This window comes from Flavobacterium gawalongense, assembly GCF_007097265.1.
Taxonomy (GTDB): Bacteria; Bacteroidota; Bacteroidia; order Flavobacteriales; family Flavobacteriaceae; genus Flavobacterium; species Flavobacterium gawalongense.
The window spans coordinates 1-12,630 of the sequence record NZ_VJZP01000028.1; the positions used below are offsets into that span (position 1 = coordinate 1).

At 32.3% G+C, this 12,630-nt stretch carries 10 protein-coding genes; all 10 read right to left on the reverse strand.

Translation table 11 applies throughout. The features are described from left to right. Positions 1-226: 226 nt before the first annotated feature. The 10 genes from pruA to FNW38_RS13515 all read right to left on the reverse strand — a co-directional run bounded on the left by pruA (position 227) and on the right by FNW38_RS13515 (position 12,627). On the reverse strand, positions 227-1,855 hold the full coding sequence (gene pruA, locus FNW38_RS13465; protein WP_143388345.1) for an L-glutamate gamma-semialdehyde dehydrogenase: 1,629 nt from the start codon (positions 1,853-1,855) through the stop codon (positions 227-229). Between the two features lie 181 nt (positions 1,856-2,036). Further along, positions 2,037-3,047: a citrulline utilization hydrolase CtlX gene (gene ctlX / locus FNW38_RS13470; RefSeq protein ID WP_235890207.1), complete on the reverse strand. Its 1,011-nt coding sequence runs from the start codon at positions 3,045-3,047 to the stop codon at positions 2,037-2,039. A gap of 36 nt (positions 3,048-3,083) precedes the next feature. Further along, positions 3,084-3,941, reverse strand: coding sequence for a hypothetical protein (locus FNW38_RS13475; RefSeq protein ID WP_143388344.1), 858 nt, complete (start codon positions 3,939-3,941; stop codon positions 3,084-3,086). Positions 3,942-4,396: 455 nt separating this feature from the next. Beyond that, positions 4,397-4,783 carry a Co2+/Mg2+ efflux protein ApaG gene (apaG, locus tag FNW38_RS13480; protein WP_143388343.1) on the reverse strand — a complete coding sequence of 129 codons (387 nt, stop codon included), beginning with the start codon at positions 4,781-4,783 and terminating at the stop codon, positions 4,397-4,399. Between the two features lie 80 nt (positions 4,784-4,863). Then, a complete protein-coding gene (locus FNW38_RS13485; RefSeq protein ID WP_143388342.1) occupies positions 4,864-6,117 on the reverse strand; it encodes a type IX secretion system plug protein in 1,254 nt (417 codons plus the stop codon). 92 nt (positions 6,118-6,209) lie between these two features. After that, positions 6,210-7,043, reverse strand: a complete 834-nt coding sequence (locus FNW38_RS13490) for a class I SAM-dependent methyltransferase (protein ID WP_143388341.1) — start codon at positions 7,041-7,043, stop codon at positions 6,210-6,212. Positions 7,044-7,134: 91 nt separating this feature from the next. Next, positions 7,135-7,509, reverse strand: a complete 375-nt coding sequence (locus tag FNW38_RS13495; protein ID WP_143388340.1) for a GxxExxY protein — start codon at positions 7,507-7,509, stop codon at positions 7,135-7,137. Between the two features lie 70 nt (positions 7,510-7,579). Beyond that, positions 7,580-8,398: a type I methionyl aminopeptidase gene (map, locus tag FNW38_RS13500; RefSeq protein ID WP_143388339.1), complete on the reverse strand. Its 819-nt coding sequence runs from the start codon at positions 8,396-8,398 to the stop codon at positions 7,580-7,582. Positions 8,399-8,550: 152 nt separating this feature from the next. Then, entirely contained in the window at positions 8,551-10,068 is a 1,518-nt protein-coding gene (gene gpmI / locus FNW38_RS13505; RefSeq protein ID WP_143388338.1) for a 2,3-bisphosphoglycerate-independent phosphoglycerate mutase, read from the reverse strand. Positions 10,069-10,209: 141 nt separating this feature from the next. Beyond that, on the reverse strand, positions 10,210-12,627 hold the full coding sequence (locus FNW38_RS13515) for a DUF5916 domain-containing protein (RefSeq protein ID WP_143388337.1): 2,418 nt from the start codon (positions 12,625-12,627) through the stop codon (positions 10,210-10,212). Between the last annotated feature and the right edge of the window lie 3 nt (positions 12,628-12,630).

The following is a 12,630-nucleotide window of genomic DNA, read 5'->3' on the forward strand; positions in this document are numbered from 1 at the left end:
CCAAATCTGAACTTCTCAAACAAGAATCTCGTTTTCAACAATGGTTCACAGGCTAAACCCTGCAAGTTGGGTTAAAGAAAAAATAAATTGGAACAACAGCTCTAATTGTTGCATAACCTCTCAAAAATATCTAAATCAAAAAAAACCCCATAAAAATTCAAAATTATTTGAATTTTTATGGGGTTTTTAAATCTAAAATAAGATTGCGTCGTTCCTCGCAATGACTTTATTCTCCTAAAAACGCGTATCTGTAATCTTCTGGAGTGATAAATGTCTCTTTAATCGTTCTTGGTGAAGCCCAACGCAATAAGTTCAATGCTGAACCTGCTTTGTCATTAGTTCCTGATGCTCTTGCGCCACCAAAAGGTTGCATTCCTACAACTGCTCCGGTTGGTTTGTCATTGATGTAGAAGTTACCGGCGGCATTTTGCAATTTGGTAGTCGCTTGTTCAATAGCATAACGGTCTTGACTGAAAACAGCACCTGTTAAAGCATATTCTGAAGTCGTGTCAACCAATTCTAAAGTTTCTTCCCATTTTGCATCTTCGTAAACGAAAATCGTCATAACAGGTCCGAATAATTCGGTTTCCATTGTAGTGTAATGTGGGTTTGTTGTTACTATTATTGTTGGTTCAATAAAATAACCAACAGATTTATCATAATTTCCACCAACGATAATTTCGGCATCTGCATCTTTTTTGGCTTGGTCAATAAAACTAACCAATTTATCGAATGAACCTTCGTGAATAACAGCGGTGATAAAGTTACTAAAATCTTCTGGCGAACCCATTTTCATTGATTTTACTTCAGTGATTAATTGTTCTTTTATTGCTGGCCACAAACTTCTTGGAACATAAGATCTTGAAGCTGCAGAACATTTTTGACCTTGAAACTCGAAAGCCCCACGAACAATTCCTGTTGCCACTTGTTTTGGATTCGCACTTGGATGAGCAATAATAAAATCTTTCCCACCAGTTTCACCTACAATTCTTGGGTAAGTTTTATAATGGTGAATGTTTGTTCCAATTTTTGCCCAAATGTCTTTGAATACATGAGTTGAACCTGTGAAATGGATTCCTGCAAAATCACGACTTGCCAAAACGGTATCAGTAATCATCAAAGCGTCTCCAAAAACTACGTTGATAACGCCATCAGGAACACCTGCTTCTTTGAAAACATCGATAATGATTTTTGCAGAGAAAATTTGGCTGTCACTTGGTTTCCAAATAACAACATTACCCATCATAGCTGCACTTGCAGGAAGATTTCCAGCAATGGCAGTAAAGTTAAATGGAGTAATAGCATATACAAAACCTTCCAATGGTCTGTATTCTAATCGGTTCCACATATCTGAATTCGATTTTGGCTGATCACCATAAATTTGAGTCATGAATTCTACGTTGAAACGTAAAAAATCAATCAATTCACAGGAAGCATCAATTTCGGCTTGATGAATATTTTTAGACTGCGCAATCATTGTTGCGGCATTTATTCTTGCTCTGTAAGGACCTGCAATTAGTTCGGCAGCTTTTAGGAATATAGCTGCTCTTTGTTCCCACGCCATGTTAGCCCATTCGGTTTTTGCTTCCAGTGCATTGGCAATGGCTTTTTCTATATGCAATTTTTCGGCAAGATGGTATGTTCCTACTATATGTTTATGATCGTGTGGAGCTGTCATGTTTTTGGTATTGCCAGTTCTAATTTCTTCGCTTCCAATGTATAATGGAACGTCAATTTTAGATTGCCACATTTGGCGGTATGCTTCTAGTACTTTTGCTTTTTCTGGCGAATTGGGAGCATACGATTTTACAGGTTCGTTTACCGCTTTTGGTACATGAAAAAATCCTTTTAACATGATAATTTTATTTGAGTATTAAACAATTAGGCAATTAAACAATCCTATTTTTAGGAATTATTTATTTTGTAACAAAAGTACAAAGGTTTATTTGAATTTTTGATAACTATTTGTGTTAAATGCGCCATTTCTATACTCTATTTTATTAGTGATTTAAAGTATAGCAATGTAATTGATTTTATTAGATCTTTGATTTCGAATATATTTCAGCTATCATACAACGTACACTTCCTCCACCAATTGTTTCAATGGTTTTTATCGAAAGAGGGACAAGTTCACAGTATTTTTCAAGATCCTTTTTTTGGCTCGATTTTAAACTATTATATGCGCTTTGCGACATTGCCAAGATTGTTTTATTGTTTTTGGTTTTAAGTTCAAGCATATTTCCAGCGAAATTGTTCAGTTGTTCAAATGTGATGTCTATAATCTGATGTCCTGATTTAGTAAGTGATTTAACAAGTTGCTGCTTTTCATTTTTATCTGTAATGCTGTTTAAACATACAACCGCAAAGCGAGAACCTATGCACATCATAACATTAGTATGATAAATTTCTTTATGATCTTTATCATACGAATGAAAATAAACTGGTTTGTATCCCAAGTAATCGCTTACTTTTACAAATAAATCTTTGTCAGTTCGTGGAGATAAGCAAGCATAAGCAACTTTGTTAACATGGTCAAATATAATACTGCCAGTTCCTTCTAGGTATTTTTTATTATAATGTTCCTTTGAAAAATCTATTATTTCAGAGATTGCGAATTTGGTTTTTAACGAATCAATAATATCTAGCCTAATTTCTGCCAATCTATTTGGCGTTAACATTGGATATAATATAACTTTTCCATCAGGGTGAAAGCTTACCCAGTTATTAGGGAATACAGCATCTGGTTTAACAGGAAGTTGTGTGTCATTTATTACATTAACATTAACTCCTTTTAATTTTAGTTTTTCTGCCATATCATCAAATTCTTTTAACGCTATATTTTTTAATTGTTCTGGACTTATTCCTTTCAGTTCTTTTTGAAAATAATTCGTTTCCGATGTTTGAATATTTACACCAAAATTAGCAGGTCTTACCAACAAAATACTAGATGTAGATTGTTTCAAAGCTGACAATTTCAATTCTTTGTTTTGAGAATACATCATAGTACAAGTAATTAGCAGAAGTGCAGTTAATTTTTTGTTTTTCATAACGCTTTTTTTTATTAGGATTAAAATTTATTTTCCTTAAGTTGTTAGCTCTCTATGAGTTAACCATTTTTGGAAGTAATGATACACTTTTGCCAATGTGAATACAAAAAGTGTAGTTATAATTCCTAGTATTACATTGTAACAGGGTTCTAGAGTTAATGATATTCGGATCAAAATTGTAGCTAATACAAATGCGGAATATCTAAATACTCTGTAGTAATTTGTTGTGAATCTTAATGAGACAAGTACTATGACAATATCTGTAAAAATTAGGGCTGTGTAAAATGTTTCAAACGAATGCAAAAAAACACCTGTTTGTAGTAATGTTATAAAATCGTTAAAACCTATATAGAAAAAGGACAGTAATAAAAAGATGGCCAGCATTTTTTTAATACGTACAAATTGAAATTGATTGATATAGGTTTCTGATAGTTGAATTTCGCGATTCAATTTACGCGTAAACCCCATGATTGTAAAAATGGTAAGTGCACCAAAGGAATAAACAAGTATATTAATTATAGACTTACTTGAGTCACTCCATAACACGAATTCGTCTAAGTGGCTAAACTCTTTAAAGGCATCCCGTAAAAATATCATAGATAGCAGTTCAAATTGTTTGCCTAAAGAGCGGGTTACGGATTTTGGCAATACAAATATTAGGCTCAATAATTCAAAAATTAGTAGAATGGTAAAAACTACTTCAACAGCAAAAAAACGATGCTTGAATAAAGAATTGAAGTGACCTAAAGAAATTATTTTTTGAGATACTAAAAAGCTACATACTCCACAAGCTATGAAAATTACTACTAAAAAAGTACTTATGGTTTTAATTATTTTTGGGTTCTCCCAAAATAATACATGCTTGTCGAATAATCCTGTTATTTGTTTTATCATTACTTTCTTATCGATGATTTAATAAAAACAATTTTTTAAAATTATTCAACAAAAGTACAAAGGATATTTTTAATAATTTCTTTTATTAGGTTAAAATAGAGTCAAATATCACAATAAAATTTAGATAATAAGTTATATTTAGCATTTATCAAGTAATAAAAGAAAATACGTACCTGGTGTTTGTGTGTGTTTATTTGGGATGTTTTTTATTATTTAATTTTTAATAAAAAATGGATGTGGACATAACTTAAAAGGTAGCATTGAATTATTGTGGGTAAAAATAAGATAGTTTAAAGACTGTTTTTCTTATATCGATTGTGTGTGAAAATTCAAATAAATTCTAAAATAAACGATAAAATTGAGCAGAAAATGTATGTAAAAATGAAATATAAAGGGAAATTGTACACTATTAGTAATTAGATAGAGAATTTAAAATAGTGTTAGAAAATAAAGTATTAATTCAAAGCAAAAGGAGCGCACAATCTAAAAGTAGGCACGATCACTTTGAAGTTTTTTGTGGAAGTAAAATTGATCATGTTAAAATAGCCTTTCATTGCGCCGTAAGGAGACGACAATAAGCAACCAGAGCTGTAAGTATGGAATTCACCTGGTTTAAGAACTGGTTTTTTGCCAATTATTCCTTCGCCATCTACGATTTCAAGATCATTTAGTGAGTCAAAAATTTCCCAATGGCGAGAAATTAACTGAACAGAATCTTTACTGTGGTTTTCGATTGTGATTTCATAACTAAAGGCAAAGTGAATCTTATAGTTTTTGAAGTAGGTTCCTTCAAAACTAGTCAATACCGATATTTTTATACCTCTTGTTATTTGAGAAACCATAATAAATAAATGAATAGGTGCTTAATAATGACAAATTTACAAAAATTTGATTTCGTATAGTCATTTTTCGAAAAGTTTTTTTAGTTGATAATATTTAATGAATTTGCCGTCCCTTTTCCGATGGCTCTATCATATCGATCGGTATTTTCTCGATAATAGACCATTATAAAATAATCATTTTCTGTTTGATAAAAATTTCCGTCAATTGCATTTTCATGATCGATAATTCCTTTGCTATCTGCAACTGTATATTGGAAATTTGTAAACCCTTGTTTTATTAAAACTGCTTTTTCGTAAATGCCCTTTTTTTCATTATAATCCAGTTTATATTCTGGTGTTAGATTATAATTATCGAACATTCCGGTAATGTAAATGTCTTTGTTAATTCTAAAAGTAGGTGCCGAAAGGCTAAAATATGCCCAGGCATAATCGGCTTCGATTTCACTGTCGGTCGCATTTATGTTCTTAACAACAAAATTTCCGTTGACGTCTTGTGTTACCGAATACGGATAATTTGTTCTGGCATCATTTGTATATAAATAAGAACTGTAAATTTCATTATTCGAATCTACACGGGCTACATTATTATTAGCAGCTCTAATGTCTTTGTTTTCAAAATACAAAAACTCGTTTCCTGCCCAAAATTGGGTTTGAGTATCATATTTATAAATTAAATCATTTCCAATAGTGTATTGAGGGACAATGTTTGTAATTGCGTCATTGAATTGTCCATTTTGGAGTAAAACTACTTTCACATTTTTTAATGGATTTTGAAAAGTAATTGTACTCGATTTAATAGTAAATTCCAAGTTATGTTTAGATTCCAAATTACTAACGGTTCTTGCCCTTTTTATTTGGATAGGAACGGTGACAACATCTTCATAAAGAACGAATTTTCTGGAAAAAACAATTTCTTTGTCGTTGTTTAAAATTTTCAGCATGTAATTACCGCTGATTAATAATTGTGTAAACTGATTTGGAATAGCCAGTCTATAATGGGAATAGATTTGTAACGTGTTGAAAGAATTAGTGTAATCTGAAATTCTTTGGTTGTCAAAACCTCTTAAATATTCACTTTTAGGGATGTCTGTTGGATTCCAATTATAGTTGCAATGTGTTATTTCGTAGTAATAATCAGCTTCATTGCCAAATAGATCATCAAATTGCAACTGAAATCCTTCTCCTAATTTAAAAATTGGAATTACATTTTGTTCACTTTGTACAAAAGAAATCGTCTTAATATTGTAGGGCGGAGCAACCTCTTTTTCTACTTGTGCAGTAGCCGAAGTGATTATAAAAAGCAGAACTGTTTTTTGAAAAAGAGCTTTAAGCATATATCTTGAATTGCTGAAATGTAAATATAACAAATTAAGCAATACTATTATTATGCCAATTATAGGGTAGTCCTATTTGATTTGTCCCAAATCTATTTAAAACAAACAGGGATAATTTCGCCTTTGGCCAAGCAATATTTTTCTACTAATTCCGGTGCTATTTTATTAGTATAATCTTCTTCAACGACTTTGAAACCGATACTTCTTAATTTATCAAAATAATCGCGGCCATAAATACGAACGTGATCGTATTGCCCGAAGATTTTAGCGCGTTCTTTCTGGTCAGTAATGGTATCATCTGCAAAAGTAGTGGCTCTGGATAAATCTTGTGGGATTTGTAAAATCGCCATTCCGCCTGGTTTTAAAACTCGATATAATTCCTGCATCGCTTTCGTATCATCCGGAATATGTTCCAAAACGTGATTGCAAAGAATAACATCATATTGATTATCTTCAAAAGGCAAATCACAAATATCCGCTTTCACATCTGCCAAAGGCGAAAATAAATCGGTTGTGGTATAATCCAGATTTTTCTGATTTCTAAACAATTTATAAAAGGCTTGTTCAGGTGCAAAATGCAACACTTTTAGTGCTGAATTCGTTTCAGCATCTCTTAATTTTATTCTTTTGGTATTTGTAACCGAAGAATCTGAAACGAGTTCAGATTGAAAAAAATCAGTTTCTTCATTCAAATACAACCACAACAAACGGTGTCTTTCCAATGAAAGTGTACTTGGTGAAAGAACATTATTTCTTTGTGTTCCATAACCGTAAGGCAAAAACATTTTGAAACTTTTCCCGTCAATAGGATCCGTAAATTGAGTTCCTTTTAATGCAACTGCAAGAACTGGACGGGCCACGTAACTTAAACGAATAAGTATAGGACGCGGAATGGTATTGAGTATAAGTTTAAAGAGTTTTTTCACAATTTAGAAATAAATTTAAACACGAATTTCACGAATTTACACGAATTAAATACGATGCAAAAAAATGAATTTCACGAATCTTAGATTATTGTTAAAGTATTATTCTTCTATATTTAAGGCTGTCTTCTCCAAAATTGACTAATAATCCAAGTTTGTTCTGCGAAGCTGCTAAATAATTTAATGTTTGTTTTATTTCGCCATTAGAAAGACTTTCAATTGCTTTTATCTCTAAAATAATTTCATTGAAAACTACAAAATCAGCAAAATAATAACTGGATAATATGATGTCTTTATATTCTATATGATATTTTGATTCTCGATTGTAAGGAATTTCATTTTTCTTGAATTCATATTCTAATGCATCTCCGTAAACTTTTTCACTATGACCTTTACCTAGAATTTTATGGACCTCCATGCAAAGCCCAATAATTTGATAGGCTTCTTCTTTTAAATAAAGATCAGTCATTTAGTAATTCTTTTAAATTTGGATTTGCTTAATTTTTAAAGCTAATTCGTGGAAATTTGTGAAATTCGTGTTAGATTTTTAAAGGCTCTCTTCTAAACTCATCTTCTTCATTACTCACAATTCCTAATGCTTTGTAGATGTATCCAAAAGTTGATAAAATCTCAGGTTTTCCATCGATAATCGCAACATCATGCTCAAAATGCGCACTTGGTTTTCCATCGGCGGTAAGGATTGTCCAACCGTCTTTTAATTGTTTGATGTTTCGGGTTCCCATATTAATCATAGGCTCAATAGCCACTACCATTCCTTCAACAAAAAGTTTTCCTCTTCCCTTTTTGCCATAATTAGGCATTTCGGGATCTTCATGCATTTTTTGTCCTACTCCGTGTCCCACTAATTCACGAACAACTCCGTATCCATGTGCTTCAGTATATCTTTGAATAGCATTTCCAACATCTTCTACGCGATTTCCTAATTTTAATTCTCGGATTCCTACGTATAAAGATTCTTTGGTTATTTGCAATAATTTTTTAGTTTCAGGAGCTACTTCACCAATTTCAAAAGAATAAGCGTGATCTCCATGGTATCCATTTTTATAGGCACCGCAATCTACAGAGATTACATCACCACTTTCCAATGGTTTATTATTTGGAATTCCATGAACCACCTGCGCGTTTGGACTCATACAAAGTGAATTTGGGAAACCATACAAACCAAGAAAACTTGGTTCGGCTCCGTGATCACGAATAAATTCCTCGGCTAATTTGTCTAAATATAAAGTGGTGACACCTTCTTTTATTTCAGAAGCAATCATTCCTAATGTTTTTGATACGATCAATGCGCTTTCTCGCATCAATTCTATTTCTTCACGTGATTTTACAATAATCATAATTTCGAATTTTCAGTTTGCAAAAGTACAATTTTATGAGAACTTTTGATGTCAAATTTTTGATAATAAAAAAGCTGTTCCGATTAGAACAGCTTTTTTGAATTATATTTAAATCGGATTTAAAATATTTTGATTCAAATTACTTCTAAGTTTTACAGCAAAGAATGACACGTCATAACTGCCGGTTTTTCAATGCCCATCAATTGTAAAATAGTTGGAGCAATATCACCCAAAACTCCATCATGAATAACCCTTAAGTCTTTATCCACTAAAATAATTGGAACTGGATTTGTTGTGTGTGCTGTATTAGGGCTTCCATCAGGATTTATCATAGTTTCGCAGTTTCCGTGATCTGCAATTACAATGGTAGTGTAATTATGAGCTAATGCGGCTGTAATTACTTTTTCAACACATTTATCAACAGCTTCACAAGCTTTTATCGCAGCACTCATAATTCCAGTATGACCTACCATGTCGCCATTGGCAAAATTTAGACATACAAAATCCACTTCTTCTTTTTCAAGTTCAGGAACTAAAGCATCAGTAAGTTCAAATGCGCTCATTTCTGGTTGCAAATCATAAGTGGCTACTTTTGGAGAATTTTTCAAGATGCGACTTTCACCGGCAAAAGGTAATTCTCTCCCACCGGAAAAGAAGAAAGTCACGTGAGGATATTTCTCCGTTTCTGCAATACGAATTTGTTTTTTATGTGCTTTTTCTAAAACTTCACCAAGGGTTTCGGTAATGTTATCTTTATTATAAACAACATTTACGTTTTTATACGTTTCATCATAATTGGTAAGCGTTACATAATACAAGTTCAATTTGTGCATGTTCTGCTCATGAAAATCCTGTTGCGAAAGCGCTTCAGTTAATTCTCTTCCTCTATCCGTTCTGAAATTGAAGAAAATAACTACATCATCTTCCTCAATAGTCGCAAGCGGTGTATCGTTATCATCAACCACAACCATTGGATGAATAAACTCATCAGTTACATTAACTTCATAACTTTCTACTATCGATGCAACTGGATTTTTAGTGTGGGTACCGGTTCCATTTACTAATAAATCGTAAGCTAGTTTTACTCTTTCCCAACGTTTATCACGATCCATTGCATAATAACGTCCAATTACAGAAGCTATTTTCACGGTAGTATTTGCGATATAATCTTCTAAATCCTGAATGTAGTTTTTACCCGATTTTGGATCAACATCACGACCATCAGTGAAGGCGTGAATGAAAACTTTTTGTAATCCGTATTGCTGTGTTGCATCAATTAAACCACGTAAATGTGAAGTATGCGAGTGAACACCACCATCAGAAACCAAACCTAGGAAGTGTACTTTTTTATTGTTTTCTTTAGCATAAGTAAAAGCATCAACCAATACTTGTTCTTTTGCCAAAGTATTATGTGCTACGGCAAGATTTATTTTAGCTAAATCCTGATATACTATTCGTCCAGCGCCAAGGTTCATGTGACCTACTTCGCTGTTTCCCATTTGTCCTTCCGGCAAGCCTACATTTAGACCATCGGTTCTGAGTTGGGCACTTGGGTAATTTTTATAAAGGCTATTTATAAATGGTACATTGGCATTATCAATTGCAGATACCTTAGGGTCAGGAGATTTTCCCCAACCGTCCAAAATCATAAGAATTACTTTTTTGTTCATTGGAATATATTTTGAACAAAGATAAAGCATTTCTAAAAATGTTCGAAGAAATCCAAATCACTATTATTCATTCGTAACATAACAATAACAAATAATGATAATTTTGTTGCAGAAACCGTAGTTTTTTAAAATTAATGCAACTTAGAATTTATTTTTTACGGCGTTATAGTCTATAAAATAACGAATACTTATAGAAAAAACATGTTTTAGTTGATCGTTGGTTAGTAAAGTAGTAACTTTTTTTCCAAAGTCTTTATCGATTTCTCTTTGAAAATTGGCGGCGTTGTTTCTATATAAAATAGAAATTTCACTTCCTGGGGCAAACCACCAAGAATAAGATATATCACCATTCCAGGAGAAAAAACTTGAGTTTCTATTTTCAGTATAATTCATATAATCCGTTAGTCTTCCGTTTTGTTCTAATGATAAAAAATTCTTGTTTTCGGCAAAAGACCAATAATGGCGCAAGGAAAGATTAAAAGTCATTTTACTGTTGATAGAGTATTTTCCGGAAAGAGAGTTGGAGTACGTAAGAACATTTCTATTTGCAAAAATGATAGCGTTTGGCGTTATAGCATTTAAATCATCTTCTACACTGTCTATATATCCTTTGTTGTTGTTTTGTCTAAAAAAGCTAAAGCTATAATTCAATGAAAATTTATCATTGAAACGGTATCTTGGGCCTATATCGAAACCATATGAATTTCTTCCAGGTTCACTCAAAACAGCAAATGATGGATTGATGTCAATCGCAAATTTATTATTGTAATTAGAAGAAAACATAAACCAACCTCCCATTCGTTTTGGAAAAATTAAATACCTGTTTTCTGTCCTAGGTTCATAATAATCATGGGATTCGATTGGATTGGCATTTATTCCTAATCCAAAATAATGGTTTTGTTTATTGTTTGAATTAATATTAAAATTGATATTATTGCCTTGAATTTTTCCTGTTTCTTTTTGAAACTGGGTGTACATATTGATATTAGTATTGAACGAATTGAAATATTTGGTCGGATTTAATATTCTATAATTTGCATTTCCATAAATTGCATAATAGTTGGTTTCAAAATTAATTCCTAAATCATTGTTGTCGAAATCTTTTGATAGTATTTCTGTTCCTATACTATATCTGTATTTTCCAGAAGTTTCACCGAAGTTTAACGATGTCGCAGTTCCTTTTTTGTCTTCAATATCGTTTATGTAACTGTATTTGAAATTTCCAGAAAGATTATAGGTGTTTTTCTTCGTATTTAAGTCCCAAACTAATGCTGAAACATTTCCATCACGAAAACTCCCGTTTCGGGTAACATTCGTATTGATAAATGAAATAGAAGAATTTTTGCGAAAGCGTTGATCCAAAACCAAAACATTATAATTTGCCAATGGTTCCACTAATTCTCTTCTTATTTCTTTAGTGTCATTGTTCTGTATTGATGCATACGTTTTTTCAGTAACAGCATTTAGTATTCCTATTCCCAAACCATCTTTTGTTCTACCGGATACTTTTAAAGCATTGATAAGATTAACACTTGAAGGATTGTCAATAATTTCTTCATTACTTGCAGTTGTCGGGTAATTTGAAGGCCTACCGCCAATTCTTCTTGAATAGAGTAAATTCCCTTTGCTGAATAAATCGGTCCCTTCGGTGAAAAAAGATCTATTTTCATTAAATTGTTGCTCAAAAGGACCTAAATTTAAAATCTGATCATCGTATTTTGTTTGTCCAAAATCTGGAATAAGAATAGCGTCAAGTGTAAAAGCATCGTTTATGCCATATTTTATATCCAGACCACCTTTGATTGTTCCGTACGTTTTTTGCTGTGAATTTGCATTTACATAAAAAGAAGAATAGGGTAAAAGAAAAAGTCGTGTAGGAGTTTTTATATTTTCAATTCCTTCCAAAACTCCAGTTTGTTGTGTGAAAGTTCCAATTTTTGAATCAATAAAGTTCCAGCTGTATTTATGTTTATCACGCTTTATTTCTCTAAAGAAATTAAGGCCCCAAGTCTGTTTTTTTTCGCCGGAAAATCTCAAAGCCGCATATGGAATTCGCATTTCTACAACCCAACCAAAATTGGTAATAGTAGCTTTGCTTTTCCAAACAGCGTCCCATGAATAATCTTCTCCATTGGTGTCTGTTCCTATGCAGTCAGCTTGTCCATCTGATGCAGAAACAATAAAACGAAAATCTTGTTGTCCATCATTAAAACCATTTACAAAAACTCCAAAAATGTCTGAAGCACCAAAATTATCTCTTTGGACTATTTCTCTCAGGATTTTCTTAGGCTCATCATCATACATTGCTGCAGCAATATAGATGGCATCATTGTCATATAAAACTTTTACTTCGGTTTTTTTATTTTCTGGAATAAGTTTACCGTTGTCTGGCTGAAACATGATGAAATCCTTCGCTGCTGGAACAGATTTCCATATGTTTTCATCCAGTTTTCCATCTATGATTATATTGTCTGAAATGAATTTAGTTTGTAATACTTTTTTTTGGCTGTAGCCAAAGAATGAAAACAAGAGGACACTTATGAAAAGTATTTTTCTCATAAT